This window comes from Plantibacter elymi (nom. nud.) (assembly GCF_900177795.1).
GTDB classification, from domain to species: Bacteria; Actinomycetota; Actinomycetes; order Actinomycetales; family Microbacteriaceae; genus Plantibacter; species Plantibacter elymi.
Genome location: NZ_FXWJ01000004.1, coordinates 285423 through 311002 on the forward strand (window position 1 = coordinate 285423; position 25580 = coordinate 311002).

A 25580-nucleotide genomic window follows, 5' to 3' on the forward strand; every position below is an offset into this window, starting at 1 on the left:
CCTCCGGGATCGTGATGTGGTTCAGAACTGGAAGCCGGTCGGGAACGGATCGGCGGGGTCGAGGAGGTAGGAGCCGATTCCGGTGACCCAGGCCCGACCGGAGATGGTCGGGATGACGGCCGGCCTGCCCGCCACCGTCGTCTCGGCGATCAGCCGGCCGGTGAACCGGCTGCCGATGAAGGATTCGTTGACGAAGTCCTGGTCGAGCTGCAGTTCACCGCGGGCCCAGAGCTCGGCCATGCGCGCGGAGGTTCCGGTGCCGCATGGTGAGCGGTCGAACCACCCCGGGAAGATGGCCATCGCGTGCCGGGACAGCACGGCGTCGGATCCCGGCGCGATGAACTCGACGTGGTGGCAGTGGTCGAGGCCGGCGATCTCGGGGTGCACGGGCGGCGCCTGCTCGTTGATCGCCGCCATGATCCGCAGTCCCGCGTCGAGGATGTCCTGCTGACGGTCGCGGTCGAAGGGGAGGCCCACGTCGTCGAGGTCGACCATCGCGTAGAAGTTGCCGCCGAACGCGAGGCTGTACGGCATGGTGCCGAGGCCCGGCACCTCGATCGTGGCGTCGAGGCGGTCGACGTAGCTCGGGACGTTCTCGATCGTCACGCGGTCGGCGTGCCCGTCGCTGACGTCGACCCGCGCGATCACCAGTCCGGCGGGGGTGTCGAGCCGGATCGTCGTGACCGGCTCGACCACCTCCACCATGCCGGTCTCCACGAGGACCGTCGCGACCCCGATGGTGCCGTGCCCGCACATCGGCAGGCAGCCGGACACCTCGATGTACACGACGCCCCAGTCGCAGTCCGCGCGCGTCGACGGCTGCAGGATCGCCCCGCTCATCGCCGCATGACCGCGGGGCTCGTTCATGAGGAAGAGCCGCAGGTCGTCGAGGTGCTCCATGAAGTGGAGGCGCTTCTCGTTCATGGTCGCGCCGGGGATCACGCCGACCCCGCCGGTGACGACGCGGGTCGGCATGCCCTCGGTGTGCGAGTCGACCGCACTGATCATGCGGGAGGACTTCATGGTGTGCCTCTCAGGGCTGGTGGTCGTGGACGGGGTGTCGCGTCGGCCGTCAGGCTCAGCGTGCCGCGAGGTAGTCGAGCGCGCGACGCGTCTGCGTCGTGACCTGCTCCGTCTGGAGCGCGTTCAGCGGACCGCGCGGCGGACGCGTCGGACCACCGTAGCTCTCGCCGGCGATGTCGATCGACAGCTTGATGGCCTGGACGAACTCCGTCTTCGAGTCCCACCCGAAGACGGGGACGAGCTCGCGGTAGAGGGTGCGGGCCTCGTCGACGCGACCCGAGGTGACGAGCGTGTACAGCTCGACGGCCTCGCGCGGGAAGGCGTTCGGGTAGCCGGCGAACCAGCCGACCGCGCCGGCGACGAGGGACTCGAAGAGGAGGTCGTCCGCCCCCGCGATGACGTCGAGGTCGGTCTTGTCCTGGATCTCGAGCACCCGACGGATGTCGGCCGAGAACTCCTTCACGGCGACGACGTGCTCGAGCTTGGCGAGTTCGACCAGCAGGTCGGGCGTGAGGTCGACCTTGGTGTCGATGGGGTTGTTGTAGGCCATGATCGGCAGGCCGACCTCGTCCACGCGGCTGTAGTGCTCGATGACCTCGTCGTCGTTCGCCCGGTAGATGGTGGGCGGCAGGAGCAGGACGCCGTCCGCGCCGTCCTCCTTCGCGTACTCGGCCCACTGCTGGGCCTGGTGCCAGCCGACGCCGTGCACCCCGGCGACGACGAGGCCGCGGTCGCCGACGGTGTCGACCGCGACCTGGATGACCTTACGACGCTCGGCGTCCGTCAGCGACGAGTACTCACCGAGCGAGCCGTTCGGGCCGACGCCGCGGCAGCCGTTCTCGATGAGCCAGTTGCAGTGCTCGGCGAAGCGGTCGTAGTCGACGGCGAGGCCTGCGGGCGCCGAGGCGTCCTCCTTGAACGCGAGGGTGGTCGCGACGATGACGCCGCCGAGGTCGAACTGCTTGGCCATGGGTGGTTCCTTTCCGAGGGAGTGGTGCGGAGACCGGTCGGTCATCCTGGGTGTTCGGCCGTCGGGGTCGACGGCGGTTCGTGGGGAGGGTGTCCCGGTGCCTGCGCGGCGAGTTCGCCGATGCGCAGCGGGGAGGCGATGGGCCGGCGGTCGCTCGAGACGCCGTCGATGAGGCCGTCGCCGCCGGATTCGGAGGCGACGCGGTGGAGGAGCTCCTCGACGGTGCGACCGCACATGCGGCCCTGGCAGATCCCGAGCCCGGCACGTGTGCTGAGTTTGAGGGACCGCAGGCCGGTCGCGCAGGTGGCGGTCGCGGTCGCGCGCAACGAGCCGTAGTCGACCTCCTCGCAGCGGCAGATCGTGGTGTCGTCGTCGAGCCAGTCGCTCCAGCCGGCCCGGATGCCGTGGGCGCGTTCGAGCCGGTCGGCGAAGGCGAGGAACGTGTCGCGTCGACTCACGGCGGCACGGATCCCGGAGGCACCGGGGAGTCCGCCGGCCGCAGCGTGTCCCGCGATCGCGCCCTCGGCGAGCGCGGCGTCGACGCCCCCGATCCCGGTGATCTCCCCGGCCGCGAAGACGGTCGGGACGCTCGTGCGCTGCTCGGCGTCGACCTGGACGAACCGGGCTTCGGTGAGCGCGCAGCCGACCGCGACGGGCAGCTCGAGCCGCGGGGTGAACCCGTGGCTGACGCACACGGCGTCCGCATCGATCGTGCGCTCGGTTCCGGGGATCGGCGACCAGTCGGCGTCGACGGCGGCGATGGTCACGCGCTCGACCCGGTCGGTGCCGTGCGCGGCGACCACGGCGTGACCGACGCGGTACGGGATCCGGTGGCGGAGGTGGCCGCCGACGTAGCCGAGCAGCTCACCGGCCTTCCCGGTCACGCCGAGCAGCTGCCAGGGCTTGGGGAGCCAGCCCCTGGCGAGTCCGCCGACGGTCGTGGCCTCGTAGACCCCGAGCACGCGTGATCCGGTCGCGGTCAGGGACGCGGCCACCGGCAACAGGAACGGTCCGGCGCCGGCCACGACCACCCGCTGACCGACGGCGACCCGCTCGCCCTTCGCGAGGGCCTGGGCGGCACCGGCTGAGAAGACGCCGGGGAGGTCCCAGCCGGGGAACGGCAGCGTGCGGTCGTGTGCGCCGGTCGCGAGGACGAGCGCGTCCGGCCGGAGGGTCAGCGGCGTGCGGTCGGCGCCGTCCGGCGGTCCGACGAGGACGTGCAGGCGCAAGCCGGTCGCCCCGGAGGTGTCGTCGGAGCCGTGGTCGGCGGCACGGTCGACGTCGATCGCCCAGACCTGCGCCTCGGTGATCACCGTGCAGCCGTCGTCGGTGTCGAGCGCCGCACGCATGGCGACGAAGCGCTCGAACCCGTGGTGCAGCGAGGCCTCGGCTTCCGACGGCCGGCTGGCCGGCAGGTGCCGCCAGTACTGACCGCCGAGCTCGTCCGAGGCGTCGAGCAGCGTGACGGCGGCGCCGAGCGCCCGGGCGGCGAGTGCGGCCTGGAGGCCGGCGGGACCTGCACCGACGACGACGACCTCGCGCTGCCGGGCGCTCATGTCCGGTCCCCGAACGGGTCGTTCTCCGTCGTGGGTTCCGGGAGGGCGTCGTGCTGTGTCTCGATGCGGTCGCCGTCCGCGGCGCGACGCTGGCAGGCACGGACGTCCCGCTGGCCGTTCACCGTGACGATGCAGTCGAAGCAGACCCCGATGCCGCAGAAGACGCCGCGCGGCTTCCCTGACCCACTGGTGCGGCGCCAGGCGAGGACGCCGGAGCCCAACAGGACACCGGCGATCGTCTGTCCACGGAGTCCGTCGACGGGCGTCCCGTCGAGGTCGATGCGCAGCGCGTCCTCCATGCCGGGCACGATCCGGTCGTTCGTCGCGGGCAGTCGTCTCGAGACCATCAGGCCACCTCCGCCGGCCGGTCGACGCGCAGGTGCGGGGCGAGGCCCGGGCGGTCGAGTTGGAACGGGGCGTCGTCGAGGTCGGCCGATCCGCCGAGCAGGCGGGCGGCGATGAGCTCAGCCGTCGCGAGGGCCAGTCCGATGCCGGCGCCCTCGTGGCCTGTCGCGTGCCACAGGCCGTCGACGCGGTGGTCGGGGCCGATGACCGGGAGGTGGTCGGGCATGTAGGGCCGGAAGCCGCCGTAGCTGCGCATGACCGAGGTGTCGCGCAGGAACGGGAAGAGGCGCAGCGACTTCGCCGCCACCTCGCGGAGCACGTCGACGTCGAGGCGTGCGTCGAACCCGATCTGCTGCCGGCTCGAGCCGATGAGGACCGTGCCCGCAGCCGTCGACTCGACGACGCTCGAGGTCTGGAGCGAGGCGTCGCTCGACTGCGTCGCCCCGAAGTAGTCGCCGTCGTAGACCTTGTGGTGCACGCGGTGCGGCATGCGGGTGGTGACGAGGACCATGCCGCGTCGGGGACGGACCGGGACGGGTGCGCCGAGTACCTCGCCGAGCTCGGCCGACCACGGTCCGGCGCAGACGAGGACCGCGTCGCCCGAGACGTCGCCCACGGAGGTCCGGACACCCGTGAGGCGTCCGGTCGCGCTCCGGACGCCGCCCGTCACGGTGACGCCGGTGCGCACGACAGCGCCCGCCCGCCGGGCCGAGGCGAGCAGGGCCTCCGTGGCGATGACGGGCTGGACCTGTGCATCCTCGGGATAGTGGACGGCCGCCGTGGACGAGCGGGTGATCGACGGCTCCGCCGCGAGCAGCTCGTCCTCGGTGAGGGGTCTGGCGTCGACACCGGCGGCACGCTGGGCGGCGGCGAAGTCGAGCAGCGGCTGCGCGCCGGCCTCGGTGGTGGCGACCACGATGCCGCCCTTGCGCTCGAACTCGATGCTCGGGAAGGTCGGTCCCAGTTCGGCCACGAGTTCGGCGGTGACGGCGGGCCAGAGGCGTGAGGCGTACCGGGCGAGGTCGAGTTCGGGGCCGGGCCCCTTGTCGGAGACGAGGAGGTTCCCCTCCCCCGAGCCGCTCGTGCCGCCGGCGGCCGCCGAACGGTCGAGCACGACGACCTCGGCGCCGCGGCGCGCGAGGATCCGCGCGCAGGCCGCACCGACGATGCCGGCGCCGACGATGACGATGCGGGTCACGGGCGGTCCTCTCGGTCGGTACGGGGAAGGGCTTTCAGTAATGTGTCACACATTCACTGAACAGGCAAGCGTGCACGATCGCGGATCCTGGTCGAGGTCCGCGCACGCACGCCCGGGGCTACTCGGCGTCGGATTCGGGCTTGCCGGCCCACCAGCCGGTGGTGTGCCCGATGTGTCGATGCATGAGCTCGCGAGCGGCGACCCCGTCACCCCGCTCGAGGGCGTCGAGGAGCTCGTGGTGCTCCACGGCCGAGCGGTCGAGCTGCTGCGAGTCGAGCATGGCGGCCAGCCCCACGAGCCGGGTGCGTCCGCGGAGGTCGGCGACGAGCTCGACGAGGAGCGGGTTGCCGAGCTTCGCGGTGAGCGCGAGGTGGAACGCCTGGTCGGCTTCGAGGTACCGGGTCAGGTCGCCGTCGCGGGCACCGGCCACGATGTCGTCCGCCTGCTGCCGGAGCGCGGGCAATGACTCGTGGTCGAAGACCTCGGCCAGGTCCGCCATCGCGGGCGGCTCGAGGAGCTGGCGGATCTGCGCCGTGTTGCGGAGCGAGGCCTCGCTGACGACGGTGACCCGGAAGCCCTTGTTGCGGACCGCCTCGACGAAGTCGCGCTTCTCGAGATCGAGCATCGCTTCGCGGACGGGGGTCGCCGAGACGTTGAACTGCACCGCCAGCGTCGGTACCGAGATCATCGTCCCCGGAGCGAGCTCGCCCGAGATGATCGCCGCGGACACCGCCCGCTCCACCTGCGCGCGCAGGCTCAGCCGTTCCTCGGCCGGTCGGATCGCCGACATGCTCATCGCGACTCCCATCCTTCGTCTCCCACCACGGTCCGCTCAGGTTACTGGGCGCGCATCCACGCTTCGATGCCCGACGCGTCGATGGGCAGCGCATCCGACAGCACCTCGGCGCCGTCGGCCGTCACGAGGAGGTCGTCCTCGAGCCGGACGCCGATGCCGCGCAGTTCCGGTGGAACCGTCTCGTCGAAGGCGTGGAAGTACAGCCCCGGCTCGACCGTGAGGACCATACCGGGGGCCATCGAGCCACCCTGGTAGGCCTCGTAGGAGGACTTCGCGCAGTCGTGGACGTCGAGGCCGAGGTGGTGACCGATGCCGCACACGAGGTACCGCCGATGCTGTTGCCCGACCGGGCTGAGCGCCTCGTCGACGGACACCGGCAGGAGGTCCCAGTCGTGGAGTCCCTGCGCGATGACCTCCATGGCCGCGTGGTGGAAGTCGGTGAAGTCGCGGCCCGGCCGCACGGCGGCCATCCCGGCGCGGTGGGACGCCTCGACGAGGTCGTGGACGCGGCGCTGCTCCGGGCTGAAGGTGCCCGAGACAGGGAAGGTCCGCGTGACGTCCGCCGTGTAGAACGCACGCGTCTCCACGCCCATGTCGAGCAGGATCGCGTCCTCGGGGCGGACCGGGCCGTCGCAGCGCACCCAGTGGAGCGTGGGTGCGTGCGCGCCGCTCCCGACGATGGTCGAGTAGCCGGGGCCGTTCCCCGTGGTGCGGGCGTGCCGGTCGAAGGTCCCCTGCAGCCAGCGCTCACCGCCCCCGGCGACGGCCGTCGGCAGCTCCCGGATCACGGCGGAGAACCCGCCGACGGTCGCGTCGACCGCTCGTCGCAGCTCCGCGATCTCCCAGTCGTCCTTGATCATGCGCAGTTCCGAGAGCACACGGCCGAGTTCCGGCGCGACCGTCAGCGGCTCGAGCGCGCGATGCTGCGAGGTCAGGGTCCCCGCGAGGAGTGGTCGCTCGACGCCTCGGAGCGCGTCGGGCAGCGCGGCGAGCACCTCGACTCGGAGGTCGAGGACCGCCGACCAGTCGGCCGGCCCCGGCGCGGAGCCGACCCAGAGCTCACCGTGGTTGGCGTCGGCGAAGAACCCGGTCTCGCCCGGGTGCGCCGGTGCCGGGATGTACAACGTCGCGTCGTGACCGGCGCCGCTCGGACGCAGCACGAGGACCGCGTCCTCGGCGGAGCAGCCGGTGAGCCAGAAGAAATCGCTGTCGGGGCGGAAGTCGTAGTTCGAGTCGTTGGCCCGGACGGGCGCGCGACCGGAGGCGACGACGAGCGTCCGCCCGACGAAGGCCTCGCTCAGCCGACGACGGTGCTCGGCTGCGGCCGCAGCGATCCCGGGCTCGACCGGCGGCGTGCGGTCGGGGGTACCCCAACCGGTGCCGAGGAACTCGCGGAACGCCGGCACCTCTGCCAGGCGGGGCAGCTTCGGGTCCGGGTTCGCCGGGCGCGGCATGGACGTGGCCGGTGCCTCAGTGGTGGCAGGCGCGAGGCCCGCCGTCTGCTCGGGCGCCTGCTGCTGCGTGTCGGTCATGCCTGCTCCTCATCCGCGCGACGGCCGCCGCGCTCGTCCACCATCGAGAACAGGCGGCGCACCACGGCGGCGTCCTGGATCCCGTCGTGCTCGTACTCGTTCGTGACCCAGGCGGTCGCCCCGCCGACGGCGTCGACCGTCTCCAACTGCAGCTGCGCGTCCACGTACATGTCGTCGTAGTACACGGCCGCGGCGAGCGGCACCGTGCTCGCCTGCAGGACCGCGGGGTCGTACAGCGGGTCCCAGTCGGTCTTGGCCGCCAGTCGCTCCACCGCACCCTGGAAGGGTCGGAGCGAGCGGATCTCCTCGAACATCCAGGGATACACCATCTCCCCTGTGAACAGCAGCGGACTGGCCGTCTCGGCGAACGCCGGGCGTGCGTCGCGCTCGGCCTGCGCCGCCCACGCGGTCGCCCCCGCGCCGGCGGCACCGTAGATGCTCTCCTGCAGGGCGATGAAGAGGGGGTTGTCGACGTAGGACGTCCTCCCCCAGACCTGCGCCAGGAAGGTGTCGCTCAGGCGGTCGCCGCTGTCGAACGCCTCGTCGAGCAGCCAATGGAGGCGCTCGTAACCGGGCTTCATCCCGAAGTCGATCCCGAGGTTCTGGAAGCGCCGCACGGTGAGTCGGTCGCCGTCCGGCAGGAGCACCTCCTCGGCGGCGAGTCGGTCGGCGATCCGCGCGACGGTGTCGACGTCCCGGGGGTACCGCTCGGCGAAGGCCCGGTTCTTGCGCTCGGTGCGCGGATAGGTGCGGCGGTAGACCTCAGCCGCCGACGGGTGGATGCCCGCGAGACCGCCGGTGACGTAGCAGGCGGCCAGTCCCTCCGGGGCTCGCGAGAGGTAGGTGAGGGTGAGGAACCCGCCGTAGCTCTGACCGAGCGTCGACCAGCGACGGCCACCGAAGACGGTGCGGCGCAGGTACTCGGCGTCGTCGACGATCGAGTCGGCCCGGAAGCGTTCCAGGTACTCGGCCTGTGCGGCAGCGTCACCGACGGCCGCGATGGACCGGCCGTCGATCCTGGTGCTCCGGCCGGTGCCGCGCTGGTCGAGCAGCACGAGCCGGAAGGTGCGGAGGGCCTCGGCGACCCAGCCGTCCCTCGACACCGGACGCGGGCCTTTGCCGCCCGGTCCGCCCTGGAGGAACACGAGGACCGGGAGCTGCTCGTCGCGACGCAGGGGGTCGACGAGTTCGCGGGCGAACAGGCTGATCGTGCGGCCGTCGTCGGGGCGCCGCCAGTCGAGCGGGACGTCGACCGTGTGGTCGGTCACGTGGATCCCCGGCAGCAGGGAGGTGGTGGTGCGGTGGGTCATGCCTCTGTCCTTCCGGCGGCCGGTCCGTGCGTCCGCTCCTGTTCGAGCATGGTGGCACGCGCGGCCTCCCAGCTCGGGTCGATCGTGGGCACGGCGGCGAGCAGGGTCTTCGTGTACTCGTCCTGCGGGTGGTCGAAGATCGCCTCGCGGTCACCCTGCTCGACCACCTTGCCCCGGTGCATGACGGCGACGTCGTGCGCGATCTGCCGCACGACGGCGAGGTCGTGCGCGATGAACAGGTAGCTCAGGCCGCGCTCGGCCTGCAGGTCGCGCAGCAGGTCGATGATGCGTGCCTGCACCGACACGTCGAGCGCCGACACCGCCTCGTCGCAGATCACGAGCTTCGGGGAGACGGCGAGCGCCCGGGCGATCCCGATGCGCTGGGCCTGGCCGCCGGAGAACTGCCGTGGGTAGCGCTGGAGGTGGTCGGGGTTCAGGCCGACGCGGTCGAGGAGGTCGCGCACGAGGGCACGCTTGCCCTGCTTCGGGGTGATGCCCTGGTAGTCGAGCGGTGCCGACACGATGCGCTCGACGGTGTGCCTCGGGTTGAGGGAGGAGAACGGGTCCTGGAAGACGACCTGCACCTTCGTCCGGAACGCGGCGAGCGCCGGCCCACGCGCAGTGGTGACGTCCTCGCCGTCGAAGGTGATCGTGCCGGCGGTCGGTTCGATGAGCTTCGCGATCATCCGTGCGGTCGTCGATTTGCCGCTGCCCGACTCCCCGACGATGCCGAGCGTCTCGCCGGCGCGGACGGCGAACCCGACGTCGTCGACGGCGCGGAACTGGGTGGTGCTTGCGCGGAACGCGCCGTCGCCCCTCGTGGTGAAGTCCTTCGTCAGCCCGGTGGCCTGCAGGAGCACTGGTGCGTCGTTCATGCCTGTCCTTCTCCGGTCGTGGCGGGTGCCGTCGGGCGCTCGGTGAACGGGTCGTCGATCCGTGGGAGGGCGTCGAGCAGCGCCCGGGTGTACGCCGCCTGTGGCCGGGAGAAGATCTGCTCGGCCGTGCCCATCTCGACGGGGTCGCCGCCGCGCATGACGAGCACGTCGTCGGCGACCTGACTGACGACGGCGAGGTCGTGGGTGATGAAGATCATGCCGGCACCGGTCTCCCGTTGCAGTTCGGAGAGCAGGTCGAGGATCTGCGCCTGGACGGTGACGTCGAGCGCCGTCGTCGGTTCGTCCGCGATGAGCAGGTCGGGTTCCAGGCAGAGCGCCATGGCGATCATGATGCGCTGCCGCATGCCGCCCGAGAACTGGTGCGGGTAGTGGTCGACGCGCCGGGAGGCGTCCGCGATGCGGACCCGTTCGAGGGCCTCGATCGTGACCGCCCTGGCGGCCTTCCGGGAACCGCCGCGATGGGCGCGGTACGCCTCCTCGATCTGCAGTCCGACGGTGTAGTACGGGTTGAGCGAGGAGAGCGGGTCCTGGAAGACCATCGCGATCCGGTCGCCGCGCACGCGGCGCATCTCGCGGTCGCTTCGCCCGACGAGCTCGTGTCCGCTCAGTCGGACGCTGCCGGTCGTGCGCCCGCCGTTCGGGAGGAGTCCCATGATCGCGAGCGAGGTCATGGATTTGCCTGAGCCCGACTCGCCCACGATGCCGAGGGTCTGGCCGTGCTGGACCGCGAACGACGCCTTCCGCACCACGTCGACGTCGCCGGCGGTGGTCGGGAAGGTGACCGTGAGGTCGTCGACCTCGAGCAGCGCTGCACCGGGGACGGGCAGGGAGATGGTCTTGGTGACGGTGGGGCTCATGCGCTCTTCACTCTCACTCTCGGGTCGAGGAACGTGTACACGACGTCGACCACGACGTTGCCGATGACCACGAAGAACGCGGCCAGGAGGGTGACGCCCATGATGACCGGCTGGTCGTTCTTCGCGATCGAGTCGGCGGCGAGCTTGCCGACGCCGTTCAGTCCGAACACCGTCTCGGTGATGAGGGCGCCACCGAGGAGGCCCGCGAAGTCCATGCCGAAGAGCGTGACGACGGGGGTGAGCGCGGGCCGCAGCGCGTGGCGGCGCAGGATGAGGGGCGCGGGCAGGCCCTTCGCCCGGGCGGTCCGCATGAAGTTCTCGCCGAGGGTGTCGATGACGTTCGCCCGGACGAGCCTCGCGTACATCGACGCGTAGCCGAGGGCGAGCACGATCCACGGCATGAGGTAGTTCTGGAACCACCGGACCGGGTCCTCGGCGAACGGCACGGCCTGCGGGAACGGCAGGATCTGCAGTTGCACCACGAGGACGTACTGCAGGAGGAGCGCGAGGAAGTAGTTCGGCAGGCTGATGCCGGCGAGGGCGACCATCATCGCCCCACGGTCCCAGCCGGTCCCCTGCTTGACGGCGCTGAGCAGGCCACCGCTGACGCCGACGAGCAGCCAGAGGACCGCCGCACCGATCGCGACCGTCGCGGTCACGGGGAAGCGCGCGGTGATCATGTCCATGACGGACTCGTTGGTCTGGAAGCTGAAGCCGAGGCACGGCGCCGCGCAGGAGACCGCCGAGGCGCCCTCCCCGTAGCTCCGGCCCATGACGATCCCCCGGATGAACTCGAGGTACTGCTGCCAGAACGGCTGGTCGAGCCCGAGCTGCGCCCGGATCTGGTCGATGCGGTCGGGTGTGCAGGTCTTGCCGCAGATCTGCACCGCCGGGTCGGGCGACAGCAGGAAGAAGATGACGTAGGTGAAGAGGCTGATGAGCAGCAGGATGCCGATCGCCGACGCGATCCGGCGCAGGAGGTAGAGGGTCATGAGGCGGCGTCTCCCGAGTCGAGGGCCTTGCGCAGGCGGTCGCCGAGCACGGTGAAGGACAGCACCGTGAGGAACAGGAAGGTGCCGGGGATCAGGAAGTACATCGGGTCGACCGCGTACCAGCCGACCGCGGTCGCGATCATCTGGCCCCAGCTCGGCGTGGGCGGGGTGACGCCGACGCCGAGGAAGGAGAGGCCCGCCTCCGTGCCGATGTAGCCGGGCACGGCGAGGGTGGCCAGGACGATGATGGTGCCTCGGAGGTTCGGCAGGATCTCGCGGAACACGATGCGGATACCGCCGGCGCCCGATGCGCGCGCCGACTCGACGAACTCGCTCGTCCGCAGCGACATCGCCTGACCGCGCACCACCCGAGCGGTGTACGGCCAGCCGAAGAGGCTCAGCACGACGACGAGCAGGACCGGTCGGTTGCCGGCGGGGAGGGCCGACAGGAGCGCGATCATGAAGATGAGCGACGGGAACGCCATGAGGAAGTCCATGACGCGCGAGACGACCTGGTCGACCCACCCGCCGTAGAAGCCGGCGAGCATGCCGAGCACGACGCCGAGCACGGTCGTGACGATCGTCGCCGAGACGGCGATCGACAGCGACACCTGTGCACCGAAGGCGATGCGCGCGAAGATGTCGCGTCCGTTCCCGGGTTCGACCCCGAACCAGTGCTCGGCGGACATCCCGCCGAGGTTGCCGATCGGCACGCCGCCGAGGTCGGAGTCCACCGCCGACTTGTCGAAGGTGTACGGACCCCAGCCGCTGATCGCGGTGATCAGCGGGGCGAGGATCGCGAGCAGCACGACGAGCACGATGAACGCGACGCTGAGCAGCACCGGCGGGCTGGAGCGGAGGGTGGCGATCACCCGCCGCGCTGGGGTGGGCGCACCGACCGGCGCACCCACCTCCTCAGCGACGGTGGTCAGCTCACTGGGAACGGACGACGACATCTTCGCTTACCGGCTTTCCGACTACTTGCCGGCCGAGGACAGGCCGACGGACACGTAGTCGATGCCACCCGAGTACCCGGCGTGCGAGTACGCACCGGCGACGTTGGCTCCGACGACCATGACGGTCTTCTCGAACAGCAGCGGCACCGTCGGCACGAGCTTCTGGATCTGCTCGTCGAGCGCGCCCCAGGCGGCGTTGGCCTCGTCGGTGTCGGTCATCGCGCGGATCTCGGCGATGCGCTCGTTGACGGCGGGGTCGTTCAGCTGCGCGATGTTCGAGTTGCCCTTCGGGAAGATCTGCGAGCCGTCGAAGAGCGGCGGCAGGAAGGTCGAGCCGGAGGCCCAGTCCGGGCACCAACCGGTGATGGCGGCGTCGTTCTGCTGCGACGTCGTGCCGATGACCTCGTAGTAGGTCGAGGTGTCGATGAGGTTGAAGTTCACCGTGATGCCGGCCTTCGCGAGCGCCTGCTGCACCGCCTCGGCCTGCGCCTGCATCTTGGGCTGGCTGCGGATGTCGAGCGTGAAGGAGAAGCCGTCGGGGAGGCCCGCCTCGGCGAGGAGTTCCTTGGCCTTCTCCGGGTCGCCTGCGTTGTCCTTGCTCGGGTAGAGGTCGAACTCGGTGTGGCCGGCGACGGTGGGCGGCAGCATGGTGGTCGCGATGTCCGCGAGCTGCGATCCGCCCGAGGCGTCCTTCACCGACTCGCGGTCGATAGCGTAGGCGATGGCCTGGCGGACCAGCGGGTTGTCCATGTTCGGCTTGGTCGTGTTCAGCCCCATGTACGTGGTGCAGCCCTGGAGGCCGGCGATGGTCCGGGCCTTGAGGGCCGGCGTCTGGATCCGGGAGATGGAGGCCGCCTGGACGGACCCGGCGATCGCGTTCGCGTCGTCACCCTGGCCGGCGATCATGCGCTCGTCGATGGTCGAGGCGTCGAGGCCGAAGGTGAAGTCGAAGCCGTCCGGGTAGGCCTTGCGGACGTCGTCCGTCTTCGGGTCCCACGAGTCGTTGCGGACGAGCTTCAGCTGCGAACCGCGCTCGTAGCTGTCGACCTTGTAGGGGCCGGAGGCGATCGGCATCTTGTCGAGGCTCGTCGTCGTCACCCGCTCGGTGTCGGCGGGGAAGGGCGTGAAGCTGTTCTGCCCGACGACGCTTGCGAAGTCGGCGAACGGCTCCTTGAGCGTGAAGACGATGGTCTGGTCGTCCGGCGTCTGGATGGACGGCAGGTCACCCGTGATGTACGGGCCCTCGTACGAGTCCGTGCCGGCGATCGTGAGGCGGGCGTAGGGCGATCCGACGGCGATGGCCGGGTCGAAGGAGCGCTCGACGCCGAACTTCACGTCCTTACTCGTGATCGGCGTGCCGTCCTCGAACTTCAGGTCGTCCTTGAGCGTGAACGTCCACTGGAGGCCGTCGTCGCTCACCGTGCCGAGGTCGGTCGCGAGGTCGGGGACCATCTCGGTGCCCTTGGCGCCCTCGCCCGTGGACTGCGTCGTCAACGTGCGGTAGATGAGGCGGTAGAAGTTGTTCACGCCGCCGTCGAAGCCCTGGACCGGGTCGAGGTGCGAGAAGTCCGCGTTCAGGAGGACGTCGACGGTGCCGCCCTTCACCGGGGTGCTGGACGGTCCGTCACCTCCCGAGCCCGAACCCGCGGAGGTACACCCCGCGAGGAGGAGGACGGCCGCCGCCGCGAGGGCGGGGATGGAGAATCGTTGCTTCATGACGCTCTGCTTTCGTGTCGATCGGGCGGGTCGCCCGCGGGTGGAGAGGGTGGAGCGGGGTCGGGGGACGGGAGGAGGTCAGTGGGCGCGGAACCAGACGCGCATGGCGCCCGGTTCGCGGTTGCCCCAGAGGGCGTAGGGGATGAGGGTCGCGGTGGTCTGCGTCACCGTGGCCGGCGGCTCGACCTCGGCGAGCGGTGCCGTGGCGGGCTCGGCGTCGGGCGCACCGGACAGGACCGGGTAGAGCACGGCCGGAGCGGGGGCGTCGACGGCCGCCGGGACGAGGAGCGCGACGGCGTCGATCCCCTCCCGGTCCAGGATCCGACGGTGCTCGACGACCGCGCGATCCGCGTCGGCGCCGGAGAACCGCAGGAGGTCGAGGTCCGCCGTCGTGTCCTGCTGCTCGGCGCAGGAGACGATCGGTCCGCGGACGAAGGCGATCGAGCCGCGGAGGGCGTCGACGGAGGGGTGCGCACCGTGCGCCCGGACGGGCATCGGGAGGTCGAGTTCCACGGTGTCGCCGGCACGCCACCACCGCCGGACACGGATCCACCCGTCGACGGGTTCGAGCGGCGCGGTCGATCCGCCCACGCGGATGGAGCCACCGACGACCCACGCGGGGATGCGGATCGCGAGCTCGACCTCGTCGTCGGCGGCGGTGTCCACCGTCACGGTGACCGCTCCGTCCCACGGATACGCGGTGTCGACGGTGACGGAGAGTCGCTCGGTCGTGATCGACGCCGCGGTGAGGTGGGCGACTTCGACACCGGCGGGGGTCGACGTCGCGAGGTGATCCTGCAACTCCGCGGCCCAGCGCACGATGTTCGGCGGGCAGCACGGGCAGCCGAACCAGCTCCGCCTGAGGAGTTCGCCGTCCGCCTCCGCCCCCGATCGCTGCAGGTGGTCGGGGCGACGCTGCAACGGGTTGTCGTAGAAGAAGGCCATTCCGTCCGCGGAGAGGCCGGCGGCGTACGCGTTGTAGAGGACGGTCTCGACGGTGTCGAGGATGGCCGCCGACCCGGTCGCGAGGTACAGGCGCCAGCCCCACTGCATCACGGCGATCGCGGCGCACGTCTCGCTGTAGGAGCGTTCGGACGGCAGCTCGTAGCGGTCGCCGATCGCCTCGTCGGAGTGTCGACTCCCGAGGCCGCCCGTGAGGTAGAGCTTCGTCTCCACCATGTCGTCCCAGAGCCGCTGCAGCGACGAGAGCAGCTCCCGGTCGCCGCGTTCGAGGGCGACGTCGGTCGCTCCGGCGGCCAGGTAGGCCATGCGGACGGCGTGCCCGGTCACGGAGTCGAGGTCGCGCAGTGGGGCCGAATCCTGGAAGTACTCGGCGGGGAAGACCCGGAGCTCGACCGTGCCGTGACCACGTCGGTCCACGAACGCGGTGGCGAGATCGAGGTAGGACCGAACGCCGGTCTCACGGAACAGCTCGACCAGGGCCATCTCGACCTCGGGGTGCCCGCACACCTGCGGGTCGCCGTCGGGTCCGAACCGTTCGACGGCGAGGTCGGCGAAGGCCCGGGCGACGATCAGCAGACGGTCGTCGCCGAGACGACGCTTCGCGGCGATCGCCGCCTGGATGAGGTGCCCGAGGTTGTACAGCTCGTGGCCCCAGGCGAGGTCCTCCCAGGGCTCCTTCTCGATCTCCGGAGCCTGGAAGTAGGAGTTGAGGTACCCGTCCTCGCGCTGCGCGGCTTCGATGACGCCGACGGCCTCCTCGTAGAAGTCGCGGACGTCGTCTGCCACCGTCTCCTCGGCGAGCAGGTAGGCGAGGCCTTCCAGGGTCTTGAAGACGTCGGTGTCGAGGAACGGGTAGCGCCCGCGGAAACGTGACGTGCCGTCCCCGGGGTCGGCGATCCGGGCGAGGTTGTCGAGGTTGCCGGCGAGGCGGAGCTGCTCGATGGAGTGCGGAACCGTCGCTCGACGATTGCGCTCCTGCCACCGGCCGAGTTCTCCGTCGCCGAGCCGAACCTGTCCGGCGCCCAGCGGGATGCGGACTCCTGCGATCGGTGCGACGGCGGCGTACCGGCCTCCCGCGTGCACCGCGGTGCTCGCTGCTCGGGCGTCTTCGTCGAAGCTCATGGGCGACAGGCCTTTCTGTACCGTGTGACACAGTACACGGATCCGGGTTTGTGGTGGGTGACACATTACTCACCTGCTCCAGCGGACTGTCAAGCGCCGACGACCGATTCCAGGAGATGGAAACACAGCCGTAACGCGCCACTCCCAGCAGACTCCTCGCCGGATGCGCTACGCTGGAGGAACTTGCGTGCGATCGCGCCTTCCGGTGCGGTACTCGCTTGCGTCGTAGAACGCTCCCTCTCTCCCCTGCACGGCACCCAGCGGTGCATGCCAGGGTCGATGACACTTCATACGGCGAACGGATGCGCGACCTGCGCCTTCGCCACCTCCCACCAGCGACGACGCCGACGGAAGCACGCCGTACCATCCACGTGAGTCATCACGTGCGTGGTCATCCCGGCAGTGCCCGCTACCGCACATGAGTGCGCCGGCAGCCGTCATCGAAGCTCGTGGCCGTGCCTGAAAGAGACACACACCCATGACCGAAGCAACCATCACCTTCGACGCCCTCGGCGTCCCGGCACCGCTCGTCGCCTCCCTCGCGAAGGACGGCAAGACGAGCGCGTTCCCCATCCAGATCGACACGCTCCCCGACACCCTCGGCGGACGCGACGTCCTCGGCCGCGGCAAGACCGGCTCCGGCAAGACCCTGGCCTTCAGCATCCCGATGGTCGCCCGTCTCGGCGGCGCGCTCGCCGGTGGCAAGCGCCGCCCGGGTCGCCCGCTCGGACTCGTCCTCGCTCCGACGCGCGAGCTCGCCACGCAGATCGCCGCGGTCATGCAGCCGCTGGCCGACGCCTACTCGCTCAAGACCACCACGATCTTCGGCGGCGTCTCGCAGAAGCGTCAGGAAGAGGCGCTCCGCGCCGGCGTCGACATCGTCATCGCCTGCCCCGGCCGCCTCGAGGACCTCATGAAGCAGGGCTTCGTGAACCTCGACGCCGTGGAGATCACCGTCCTCGACGAGGCCGACCACATGGCCGACCTCGGCTTCCTGCCGGTCGTCACGCGCATCCTCGACAAGACGCCTCGCGGCGGGCAGCGTCTGCTGTTCTCCGCGACGCTCGACAACGGCGTGGACAAGCTCGTCCGCAAGTTCCTGCAGAACGAGGTGCTCCACTCCGTCGACGAGGCGAACTCGCCCGTCGCCGCGATGACCCACCACGTCTTCACGACGCCCTCGGTCGAGTCGAAGAAGGACCTCATCCAGGCCCTCGCCTCGGGTAGCGGCCGCCGCATCCTCTTCATGCGCACGAAGCACCACGCCAAGAAGCTCGCGAAGCAGCTCACCGACTCCGGCATCCCCGCAGTCGACCTGCACGGCAACCTCTCGCAGGTGGCCCGCGACCGCAACCTCGCGGCCTTCAGCGCCGGCACCGCCAAGGTCCTCGTCGCCACCGACGTCGCCGCCCGCGGTGTGCACGTCGACGACGTCGAACTCGTCATCCACGTCGACCCGCCGACCGAGCACAAGGCGTACCTGCACCGCTCGGGCCGCACGGCTCGTGCGGGCAGCGCCGGTGACGTCGTCACCCTCGCGATCCCCGGCCAGATGGAGGACCTCAAGAAGCTCCTCCGCAAGGCCGAGATCACCGTCACCCCGCAGGCGGTCACCGCGACCTCCCCGGCGGTCCTCGAGCTCATCGGCGACGTCGCCGCCTACGTGAAGCCCGCGCCGCGTGCGGCCGTGCAGCAGCAGGGTGGTGGCGGCGGTGGTCGCTCGCAGGGTGCCAACGCGCAGCGCAAGCGCGCAGCCCGCGACGGCAACGGCCTCGGCAACGGTCACCGCGACCGCGACGGCGCCCGTGCCGGCGCGAGCCGCGACAGCGCTCCTCGCGAGGGCGGCCAGGGCGGCGGCGGTCGTCGTGGCGGTCGTCCCGCCGGCGGCAACGGTGGTCAGGGCGGACAGCGCTCCGGCGCCGGTCGCTCGGGCGGTGCCCGTGCAGGTGCCGGTGCCGCCACCGGTGGCAGCCGCACGCACTACAGCACCGGCTACGCCGCGAACTCGGGCGCTCCCGCCGAGTCCTCGCGTCCCCGGACCAACCGTCGCGCGTCCAGCGGCAACTAGCAGCGAACCGCTCGAACGAAGCGCCGTCCCCTGCAGGGTGGGCGGCGCTTCGCCGTTCGCGGACCCGCTCGATTTCGCGAGACGGGGGCGCTCGGGATACGGTTCCACCATGAACGTCAACGCAGTCGTCCGCCCCGTCCGCGACGTCGATGCCGAGTCGCTGGGACGCGTCCACGCCACGTCCTGGCACGAGACCTACGACCACCTCATCAGCGCTGCGACGCTCGCGAAGCTGTCGCCGCGTCGCATGGCCGAGCTCTGGACCCACTGGGCGGCACAGGGCCCCGAGTACACGCACTTCGCGGCCCTCGTCGACGGCGAGATCGTCGGGTTCTCCGGTTCAGGTCCGGCCCGCGAGGAGGACGCACCCCGCGAGCGCGAGCTCTACTTCATCTACCTGCTCGACGCGTGGCACGGCACCGGGATCGGTCAGCAGCTGTTCGACGCCGCCATCCCCGACGGCCAGCCGTCGTTCCTGTGGGTCGCCGCGGACAACCCGCGTGCGCACCGCTTCTACCAGCGCAACGGGTTCGTCCTCGACGGCGGAGCCAAGACCGAGCCGTTCCTCGGCGAGATGATCGACGAGGTCCGCTACACCCGCTGACGCGCCCCTGCCCCTGAGCCGTTCCCCGGTCCCTGAACCGCTTCCCCGGTCCCTGAACCGTTCTCCGGTCCCTGAGCCTGTCGAAGGGCTAGCGCAGCCGGCCGACGGAGGCGAGGGCCGCGCGGAGGAGCGTGCCGCGGCCGCCCTCCATCTCGGCGGCGATCGCGTCGGAGGATGCCGCCTCGGGTGTCATCCACGTGAGTTCGAGCGCGTCCTGGCGGGGTTCGCAGGTGCCGGTCACCGGGACGACGTACGCCAGCGCGACGGCGTGCTGCCGGTCGTCCGAGTACGGCGACAGGCCCGGCAACGGGAAGTACTCGGCCACCTGGAACGGCACTGGCGACGCGGGGAGCAGCGGGAACGCCATCGGACCGAGGTCCTTCTCCAGGTGACGGAAGAGCGCGTCGCGGATCGTCTCGCCGTACATGACGCGACCGGAGACGAGCGTGCGCGTCATCTCTCCGAGCGCGGTGGCCCGGAGCAGGACGCCCACCTCGGTGACGACACCGAAGCCGTCGACGCGGACCGGAACGGCCTCCACGTACAGCAGCGGGAGCCGGCGGCGGATCTCCTCGAGTTCGACGTCCGACAACCAGCCCGGATTGGAATTGCCGGGGAGATCGGGTTCCGGGTTGGGATCAGGGGTGCGAACGCTCATAGCTCCTTCATACCGTATGGAGCCGAGCGGCGATCCAGGTGGGCGGCGGTTCGACCGGACACCGCGCCCGACGCGCGGCGGGATCATACGGGGCCATGCGACCGCGCGCGACGCCGGTCGCGGTGTCGGTGGGGTGCAGGATGATGGAACCCATGACCGAGGTGCTCGAGCGCTTCTCCCCCGCGACGCGCGACTGGTTCGAGGGGGCGTTCGTCGCGCCCACGCCGGCGCAGGCAGGTGCCTGGGATGCGATCTCCCGCGGCGCCAACGCCCTCGTCGTCGCGCCGACCGGTTCGGGCAAGACCCTGTCCGCGTTCCTCTGGTCGATCGACCGCCTGCTCTCCGAGGCCATCGCCGAGCACGCGGTGCGGCCGCGCGCCGGCGTCCCGCTCACCGGGCTCGAGGCCGACGAAGCGGAGGCCGCCGCCGCCCAGCGCGAGCGCTCCCGCGGCACCCGCGTCCTCTACATCTCGCCGCTGAAGGCCCTCGGCGTCGACGTCGAGCGCAACCTCCGCACCCCGCTCGTCGGTATCGCCCAGGCGGCGCGCCGCCTCGGCACCGAGCCACCCACCATCAGTGTCGGCGTCCGCTCGGGCGACACCCCGTCCGCCGACCGCCGGGCGATGGCCAAAGAGCCACCGGACATCCTCATCACCACCCCCGAGTCGCTCTTCCTCATGCTCACGAGCGCGGCGCGGGAGACCCTCCGCACGGTCGACACCGTCATCATCGACGAGATCCACGCCGTCGCCTCGACGAAGCGCGGCGCGCACCTCGCGGTGTCGCTCGAGCGGCTCGACGCCATGCTCGAGAAGCCGGTGCAGCGCATCGGGCTCTCCGCCACGGTGCGCCCCGCCGAGGAGGTCGCGCGGTTCCTCGGGGGCCGCGCACCGGTCGAGATCGTGGCCCCGCCGGCCGCGAAGACCTTCGATCTGCACGTGGTCGTCCCGGTCGACGACATGACCGACCCCGACGCCGGCATGCGGACGCCCGGTGAGGCCGACGACGACGGCAGTGGCGGCGGGTTCACCGGGTACACCCCGAACAGCGACGGCGGCGGCGAAGACCGCGTCGGTAGCATCTGGCCGCACGTCGAGGAGGCGATCGTCGACCGCGTGCTCGCACACCGCTCCACCATCGTGTTCGCCAACTCCCGTCGGCTGGCGGAGCGGCTCACGGCCCGGCTCAACGAGATCAACGAGGCCCGACTCGGCGACACCACCCTCACGACCCCCGGTGCCGGGCGTCCACCGGCGCAGCTCATGGCCCAAAGCGGCCAGACCCGAGGCTCGACGAGCGTCGCGGCCGCAGCCGCCCGGCCGGCAACCGAGGAGAGCGACGACGACATCCCCCTCCTCGCACGCGCCCACCACGGATCCGTCTCCAAGGAGCAGCGTGCGGGCATCGAGGAGGACCTCAAGTCGGGACGCCTGCGCTGCGTGGTCGCGACCTCGAGCCTCGAGCTCGGCATCGACATGGGCGAGGTCGACCTCGTCATCCAGGTGGAGTCCCCGCCGAGCGTCGCGAGCGGCCTGCAGCGGGTCGGCCGCGCCGGCCACCAGGTGGGCGAGGTCTCCCGAGGCGTCCTGTTCCCGAAGCACCGCGCCGACCTCATCAGCACCACGGTCGCGACCGAGCGGATGGAGGCCGGGCTCATCGAGGCGATCGAGGTCCCCTCGAACCCGCTCGACATCCTCGCGCAGCAGACGGTCGCGGCGGTCGCGCTCGACGAACTCGGCGTGGAGGACTGGTTCGAGACGGTCAAGCGCAGTGCCCCGTTCGCCTCCCTGCCCCGCTCGGCCTTCGAGGCGACGCTCGACCTCCTGGCCGGACGCTACCCCTCCGACGCCTTCGCCGAGCTGCGTCCGCGGATCGTCTGGGATCGCGACGCCGGGGTCCTGATCGGTCGGCCGGGAGCGCAGCGCCTCGCCGTCACGAGCGGTGGCACCATCCCCGACCGCGGACTCTTCGGCGTGTTCATGGTCGGCGAGTCGGGGGCAGGCGCGCGCGTCGGCGAGCTCGACGAGGAGATGGTCTACGAGTCCCGCGTCGGCGACGTCTTCGCCCTCGGCGCCACGAGCTGGCGCATCCAGGAGATCACCCACGACCGCGTGCTCGTGACGCCGGCGTTCGGCCAGCCGGGGCGACTGCCGTTCTGGAAGGGCGACGGCATCGGTCGCCCGGCCGAGCTCGGTCGCGCCATCGGCGCCTTCGTGCGCGAGCTCGACACCACCGGCACGGGCTCCACCCCACGTCTCGAAGCAGCCGGCCTCGACGAGCGGGCCATCAGCAACCTCGTCGCCTACGTCCGCGAGCAGCGCGAGGCGACGGGCGTCGTCCCCAACGACACGACCCTCGTCGTCGAACGCTCACGCGACGAACTCGGCGACTGGCGCGTCATCCTCCACTCCCCCTACGGACTCCGGGTGCACGCCCCCTGGGCGCTCGCGGTCGGCGCCCGGGTGCAGGAGCGGCTGGGGGTCGACGGCTCGGCGGTGGCGAGCGACGACGGCATCATCGTCCGCCTGCCCGACACCGAGAGCGAGCCGCCGGGAGCCGAACTCTTCGTCTTCGAACCGGAGGAGCTCGACGCCCTCGTCACGCAGGAGGTCGGCGGCTCGGCATTGTTCGCCTCGCGGTTCCGCGAGTGCGCCGCCCGTGCCCTGCTGCTCCCGAACTACTCGCCGCAGAAGCGCTCGCCACTCTGGCAGCAGCGCCAGCGGTCGGCGCAGCTCCTCGAGGTCGCGAAGCAGTACCCGACGTTCCCGATCATCCTCGAGACGCTCCGCGAGTGTCTGCAGGACGTCTACGACCTCCCGGCCCTCGACCACCTCGCCCGCGAGCTGCAGTCGCGCGCGATCCGCATCGTCGAGACCACGACGGATCAGCCCTCGCCCTACGCCCGCTCGCTCCTGTTCGGCTACGTCGGCGCGTTCATGTACGAGGGCGACAGCCCCTTGGCCGAGCGTCGGGCCGCGGCGCTCGCGGTCGACAGCACCATGCTCGGCGAACTCCTCGGCCGCGTGGAACTTCGCGAGCTCCTCGACCCCGGCGTCATCGAGCAGACCGCGCTCGAGCTGCAGCGTCTCGACCCCGAGCGTCGGCTCAAGGGGGTCGAGGGCGTCGCCGACGCGCTCCGGATGCTCGGCCCGCTCACCATCGACGAGATCGCAGCCCGGACGACCTTCGACGGCGTCGCCGTCTCCACCGACGGCGAGGCGAGTCGCGGCGACGACCCGCACGCCTGGGCCCCAGATCCCGCTCGCTCCGCGGCCGCCGTCGCCGAACTCGAACGCTCGAAGCGCGTCATCCGCGTCCCGATCGCCGGCGAGGAGCGCTTCGCCGCGATCGAGGACGCCGGTCGACTCCGCGACGCCCTCGGCACCCCGCTGCCCATCGGCGTGCCGGTCGCGTTCACCGAGCCGGTCGCCGATCCGCTGGGCGACCTCCTCGCCCGCCACGCGCGCACGCACGGGCCGTTCACGACCGGGCAGACGGCCAGGCGCTTCGGTCTCGGGACCGCGGTGGTCCAGCACACGCTCGCCCGGCTGGCCGACGCCGGCCGCGTGGTCAAGGGCGAGTTCCTCCCCGCCGGCCGGCAGCAGGTGGGCGAGGACGACGACGCCGACCGCAGCCCCACCGATGCGACGGAGTGGTGCGACGCCGGCGTGCTGCGCAAGCTCCGCATCCGTTCGCTCGCCGCGCTGCGGCACGAGGTCGAGCCGGTCGAGCAGCAGGCGTTCGCCCGGTTCCTGCCGGTGTGGCAGCACCTCGGCGGGACGCTCCGCGGCGTCGACGGCGTCGCGACGGTCATCGACCAGCTCGCCGGCGCGCCCATCCCGGCGTCGGCCTGGGAGTCGTTGATCCTGCCCTCGCGCGTCGCCGACTACAGTCCCGCGATGCTCGACGAGCTCACCGCGACGGGCGAGGTCGTGTGGTCGGGCAGCGGTTCGATCCCCGGCAACGACGGCTGGGTCGCGCTCCACCTCGCCGACACGGCACCGCTCACGCTGCCCCTCGCTCCGACACCGCACACCCCCGACGCCCTGCAGACCGAACTGCTCGCGACGCTCGGCGGGGGCGGCGCGTACTTCTTCCGGCAGCTCGCGGAGTCGGTCGGCTCGACGGACGACAAGCTCCTCGTCGACGCCCTCTGGGAGCTCGTGTGGGCCGGGCTCGTCACCAACGACACCTTCTCACCGCTCCGCACCCTGGTGGGTTCCGGCTCGGGGAACTCGGCGCACCGGGTGCAACGGCAGACCCCGCGATCGAAGCTGTACCGTGGCCGCAACCTGCAGCGTCCCTCGATGTCGACGCGAGCGAGCCAGACCCTCGGTGGCCGGTGGTCGATCCTGCCGCTGGCCGAGCAGGACGCCACCATCCGTGCCGTCGCCACGGGTGAGACCCTGCTCGAGCGGTACGGCGTCGTGACGCGCGGCTCCGTCGTCGCGGAGGGAGTGACGGGCGGCTTCGCCCTCGCCTACCGCGTGCTGAAGCAGTTCGAGGAGAACGGTCGCTGCCGTCGCGGGTACTTCGTGGAGCGTCTCGGCGGCGCGCAGTTCGCGTCTTCCGGCACCGTCGACCGCCTGCGTGGGTTCATCCGGACCGACGACGAACCACCGCTCGACGCCGTCACCCTCGCCGCGACCGATCCGGCGAACCCCTACGGCGCCGCCCTCGGGTGGCCGGGCCAGGAGGTCACCGGGGTGAAGCACCGGCCAGGGCGGAAGGCGGGTGCGCTCGTCGTCCTCGTCGACGGAGCACCGGTCTACTACCTGGAACGCGGTGGCAAGACAGCCCTCGTCTTCTCGGAGGACGACGACCAGCTCCGAGCCGGGGCGCGTTCCCTGGCGGCGACGGTGCGGGCGGGTCGCATCGAGAAACTCGGCATCGAGCAGGTCAACGGCGCCTTCGTGCTCGGCACCCCGACGGGATACGCCCTGCGCGACGCCGGATTCGTCGAGACACCACGTGGATTGCGGCTCCGGCGTGGGTGAACCGGCGCACGGCCGTTCCGCCACGGGTTGCGCCGGACACCCTGCCGGTGGCACCGTATCCGCAACGGACGGAGCGGTTCATGCCAGAGGGTGACACGGTCTTCCAAGCCGCGCACCGGTTGCGGCAGGCGCTCGCCGGCGAGGTCGTCACGGGCTTCGACCTGCGGGTGCCCGCCTTCGCGACCGTCGACCTCCGGGGCGACGTCGTCCACGACGTCATCCCGCGTGGCAAGCACCTCCTGCACCACATCGGCGACCACACGCTCCACACGCACCTCAAGATGGAGGGGCTGTGGCACGTCTACCAGCCGGGCGAGCACTGGCGGCGGCCGGCGTGGAAGGCCCGCGCGATCGTGTCGACGCAGCACTGGGTGACGGTCGGGTTCGAGCTCGGCCTCGTCGAGGTCTTCCCCTCGCGCGAGGACGAGGAGCGCTTCGGCTGGCTCGGTCCCGACCTCCTCGGTCCGGACTGGGACGAGGAGCGCGCCATCCACAATCTCGAGGCCGACGGCCGCGAGATCCACGTCGCGCTGCTCGACCAGCGCAACCTCGCCGGACTCGGCAACGAGTACGTCAACGAGCTGTGCTTCATCCGCGGCGTCCTCCCGACGAGGCCCACCGCCGAGGTCGACCTGCCGGGTGCCGTGCGGCTCGGCTACCGGCTCATCAACGCCAACCGCGACCGCCGCAACCGGGTCACGACGGGCGACACGCGGCCCGGCCGGAAGACCTGGGTGTACGGACGCGACGGTCAACGCTGCCTCCGCTGCGGCACCCGGATCCAGCGAGGCAAACTCGGCGCCGACCCCACCGCACTCCGCGACACCTACTGGTGTCCCCACTGCCAGACCTAACCAGACGGCAAGCTTCCGGTCCCTGAGGCACCATCACCACCGGTCACTGAGCCACCACCACCGGTCACTGAGCCACCACCACCGGTCACTGAGCCTGTCGAAGTGCAGCACCACCCGACTCACCCCACCCTTCGACAAGCTCAGGGACCGGAATATGTCCACGAACC

Annotated in this window: 19 protein-coding genes; 4 read left to right on the top strand and 15 right to left on the bottom strand. The window is 71.2% G+C overall.

Annotation, left to right across the window (positions count from 1 at the left end; genetic code table 11):
* Positions 1-21 precede the first annotated feature (21 nt).
* The 14 genes from CCK91_RS13905 to CCK91_RS13970 all read right to left on the bottom strand — a co-directional run bounded on the left by CCK91_RS13905 (position 22) and on the right by CCK91_RS13970 (position 16232).
* Positions 22-1023 carry a proline racemase family protein gene (locus CCK91_RS13905; RefSeq protein ID WP_086474498.1) on the bottom strand — a complete coding sequence of 334 codons (1002 nt, stop codon included), beginning with the start codon at positions 1021-1023 and terminating at the stop codon, positions 22-24.
* Between the two features lie 55 nt (positions 1024-1078).
* Entirely contained in the window at positions 1079-1993 is a 915-nt protein-coding gene (locus tag CCK91_RS13910; protein ID WP_064294275.1) for a dihydrodipicolinate synthase family protein, read from the bottom strand.
* 41 nt (positions 1994-2034) lie between these two features.
* Positions 2035-3549 carry an FAD-dependent oxidoreductase gene (locus CCK91_RS13915; protein ID WP_086474499.1) on the bottom strand — a complete coding sequence of 505 codons (1515 nt, stop codon included), beginning with the start codon at positions 3547-3549 and terminating at the stop codon, positions 2035-2037.
* A complete protein-coding gene (locus CCK91_RS13920; RefSeq protein ID WP_086474500.1) occupies positions 3546-3896 on the bottom strand; it encodes a (2Fe-2S)-binding protein in 351 nt (116 codons plus the stop codon). The genes CCK91_RS13915 and CCK91_RS13920 overlap by 4 nt, the downstream gene beginning before the upstream one ends.
* Positions 3896-5092: an NAD(P)/FAD-dependent oxidoreductase gene (locus tag CCK91_RS13925; protein WP_086474501.1), complete on the bottom strand. Its 1197-nt coding sequence runs from the start codon at positions 5090-5092 to the stop codon at positions 3896-3898. The genes CCK91_RS13920 and CCK91_RS13925 overlap by 1 nt, the downstream gene beginning before the upstream one ends.
* Before the next feature lie 118 nt (positions 5093-5210).
* A complete protein-coding gene (locus tag CCK91_RS13930) occupies positions 5211-5888 on the bottom strand; it encodes a GntR family transcriptional regulator (RefSeq protein WP_086474502.1) in 678 nt (225 codons plus the stop codon).
* 41 nt (positions 5889-5929) lie between these two features.
* Positions 5930-7420: an aminopeptidase P family protein gene (locus tag CCK91_RS13935; protein ID WP_369821905.1), complete on the bottom strand. Its 1491-nt coding sequence runs from the start codon at positions 7418-7420 to the stop codon at positions 5930-5932.
* Positions 7417-8730 (bottom strand): alpha/beta fold hydrolase, encoded by a 1314-nt coding sequence (locus tag CCK91_RS13940; RefSeq protein WP_086474503.1) that lies wholly within the window; start codon positions 8728-8730, stop codon positions 7417-7419. The genes CCK91_RS13935 and CCK91_RS13940 overlap by 4 nt, the downstream gene beginning before the upstream one ends.
* On the bottom strand, positions 8727-9605 hold the full coding sequence (locus CCK91_RS13945; protein ID WP_086474504.1) for an ABC transporter ATP-binding protein: 879 nt from the start codon (positions 9603-9605) through the stop codon (positions 8727-8729). Before CCK91_RS13945 ends, CCK91_RS13940 begins: the two co-directional genes overlap by 4 nt.
* Complete coding sequence (locus CCK91_RS13950) at positions 9602-10483, bottom strand: ABC transporter ATP-binding protein (protein ID WP_086474505.1); 882 nt, start codon at positions 10481-10483, stop codon at positions 9602-9604. Before CCK91_RS13950 ends, CCK91_RS13945 begins: the two co-directional genes overlap by 4 nt.
* Complete coding sequence (locus CCK91_RS13955; RefSeq protein WP_079705218.1) at positions 10480-11475, bottom strand: ABC transporter permease; 996 nt, start codon at positions 11473-11475, stop codon at positions 10480-10482. Before CCK91_RS13955 ends, CCK91_RS13950 begins: the two co-directional genes overlap by 4 nt.
* Entirely contained in the window at positions 11472-12431 is a 960-nt protein-coding gene (locus CCK91_RS13960; RefSeq protein ID WP_086474506.1) for an ABC transporter permease, read from the bottom strand. Before CCK91_RS13960 ends, CCK91_RS13955 begins: the two co-directional genes overlap by 4 nt.
* 21 nt (positions 12432-12452) lie before the next feature.
* Positions 12453-14147, bottom strand: a complete 1695-nt coding sequence (locus CCK91_RS13965) for an ABC transporter substrate-binding protein (RefSeq protein WP_079705216.1) — start codon at positions 14145-14147, stop codon at positions 12453-12455.
* 78 nt (positions 14148-14225) lie between these two features.
* Positions 14226-16232 carry a glycoside hydrolase family 127 protein gene (locus CCK91_RS13970; protein WP_086474507.1) on the bottom strand — a complete coding sequence of 669 codons (2007 nt, stop codon included), beginning with the start codon at positions 16230-16232 and terminating at the stop codon, positions 14226-14228.
* Between the two features lie 478 nt (positions 16233-16710).
* Between CCK91_RS13970 and CCK91_RS13975 the strand changes: the two genes are divergently transcribed.
* Both CCK91_RS13975 and CCK91_RS13980 read left to right on the top strand, forming a co-directional pair.
* Positions 16711-18300, top strand: a complete 1590-nt coding sequence (locus CCK91_RS13975; RefSeq protein WP_086474508.1) for a DEAD/DEAH box helicase — start codon at positions 16711-16713, stop codon at positions 18298-18300.
* A gap of 109 nt (positions 18301-18409) precedes the next feature.
* Complete coding sequence (locus CCK91_RS13980) at positions 18410-18904, top strand: GNAT family N-acetyltransferase (RefSeq protein WP_085511004.1); 495 nt, start codon at positions 18410-18412, stop codon at positions 18902-18904.
* 88 nt (positions 18905-18992) lie between these two features.
* Here the strand turns inward: CCK91_RS13980 and CCK91_RS13985 are convergent, their stop codons facing one another.
* Positions 18993-19562, bottom strand: coding sequence for an NUDIX hydrolase family protein (locus CCK91_RS13985; RefSeq protein ID WP_064294286.1), 570 nt, complete (start codon positions 19560-19562; stop codon positions 18993-18995).
* A gap of 152 nt (positions 19563-19714) precedes the next feature.
* Here CCK91_RS13985 and CCK91_RS13990 point away from each other — a divergent pair, with 152 nt between their 5' ends.
* Both CCK91_RS13990 and CCK91_RS13995 read left to right on the top strand, forming a co-directional pair.
* A complete protein-coding gene (locus CCK91_RS13990) occupies positions 19715-24559 on the top strand; it encodes an ATP-dependent helicase (RefSeq protein WP_086474509.1) in 4845 nt (1614 codons plus the stop codon).
* A gap of 80 nt (positions 24560-24639) precedes the next feature.
* The gene (locus CCK91_RS13995) at positions 24640-25413 is read left to right on the top strand and encodes a DNA-formamidopyrimidine glycosylase family protein (RefSeq protein WP_064294288.1); all 774 of its coding nucleotides are present in this window, start codon (positions 24640-24642) and stop codon (positions 25411-25413) included.
* The last annotated feature ends 167 nt before the right edge of the window (positions 25414-25580 follow it).

What these genes read in the sequence shown, in the direction of transcription:
- CCK91_RS13935 (WP_369821905.1), bottom strand. Translation starts at nt 7,420, where the DNA reads ATGACCGACACGCAGCAGCAGGCGCCCGAGCAGACGGCGGGCCTCGCG.
- CCK91_RS13905 (WP_086474498.1), bottom strand. Translation starts at nt 1,023, where the DNA reads ATGAAGTCCTCCCGCATGATCAGTGCGGTCGACTCGCACACCGAGGGC.
- CCK91_RS13955 (WP_079705218.1), bottom strand. Translation starts at nt 11,475, where the DNA reads ATGACCCTCTACCTCCTGCGCCGGATCGCGTCGGCGATCGGCATCCTG.
- CCK91_RS13985 (WP_064294286.1), bottom strand. Translation starts at nt 19,562, where the DNA reads ATGAGCGTTCGCACCCCTGATCCCAACCCGGAACCCGATCTCCCCGGC.
- CCK91_RS13940 (WP_086474503.1), bottom strand. Translation starts at nt 8,730, where the DNA reads ATGACCCACCGCACCACCACCTCCCTGCTGCCGGGGATCCACGTGACC.
- CCK91_RS13970 (WP_086474507.1), bottom strand. Translation starts at nt 16,232, where the DNA reads ATGAGCTTCGACGAAGACGCCCGAGCAGCGAGCACCGCGGTGCACGCG.
- CCK91_RS13980 (WP_085511004.1), top strand. Translation starts at nt 18,410, where the DNA reads ATGAACGTCAACGCAGTCGTCCGCCCCGTCCGCGACGTCGATGCCGAG.
- CCK91_RS13930 (WP_086474502.1), bottom strand. Translation starts at nt 5,888, where the DNA reads ATGAGCATGTCGGCGATCCGACCGGCCGAGGAACGGCTGAGCCTGCGC.
- CCK91_RS13965 (WP_079705216.1), bottom strand. Translation starts at nt 14,147, where the DNA reads ATGAAGCAACGATTCTCCATCCCCGCCCTCGCGGCGGCGGCCGTCCTC.
- CCK91_RS13960 (WP_086474506.1), bottom strand. Translation starts at nt 12,431, where the DNA reads ATGTCGTCGTCCGTTCCCAGTGAGCTGACCACCGTCGCTGAGGAGGTG.
- CCK91_RS13915 (WP_086474499.1), bottom strand. Translation starts at nt 3,549, where the DNA reads ATGAGCGCCCGGCAGCGCGAGGTCGTCGTCGTCGGTGCAGGTCCCGCC.
- CCK91_RS13950 (WP_086474505.1), bottom strand. Translation starts at nt 10,483, where the DNA reads ATGAGCCCCACCGTCACCAAGACCATCTCCCTGCCCGTCCCCGGTGCA.
- CCK91_RS13995 (WP_064294288.1), top strand. Translation starts at nt 24,640, where the DNA reads ATGCCAGAGGGTGACACGGTCTTCCAAGCCGCGCACCGGTTGCGGCAG.
- CCK91_RS13975 (WP_086474508.1), top strand. Translation starts at nt 16,711, where the DNA reads ATGACCGAAGCAACCATCACCTTCGACGCCCTCGGCGTCCCGGCACCG.
- CCK91_RS13990 (WP_086474509.1), top strand. Translation starts at nt 19,715, where the DNA reads ATGACCGAGGTGCTCGAGCGCTTCTCCCCCGCGACGCGCGACTGGTTC.
- CCK91_RS13910 (WP_064294275.1), bottom strand. Translation starts at nt 1,993, where the DNA reads ATGGCCAAGCAGTTCGACCTCGGCGGCGTCATCGTCGCGACCACCCTC.
- CCK91_RS13920 (WP_086474500.1), bottom strand. Translation starts at nt 3,896, where the DNA reads ATGGTCTCGAGACGACTGCCCGCGACGAACGACCGGATCGTGCCCGGC.
- CCK91_RS13945 (WP_086474504.1), bottom strand. Translation starts at nt 9,605, where the DNA reads ATGAACGACGCACCAGTGCTCCTGCAGGCCACCGGGCTGACGAAGGAC.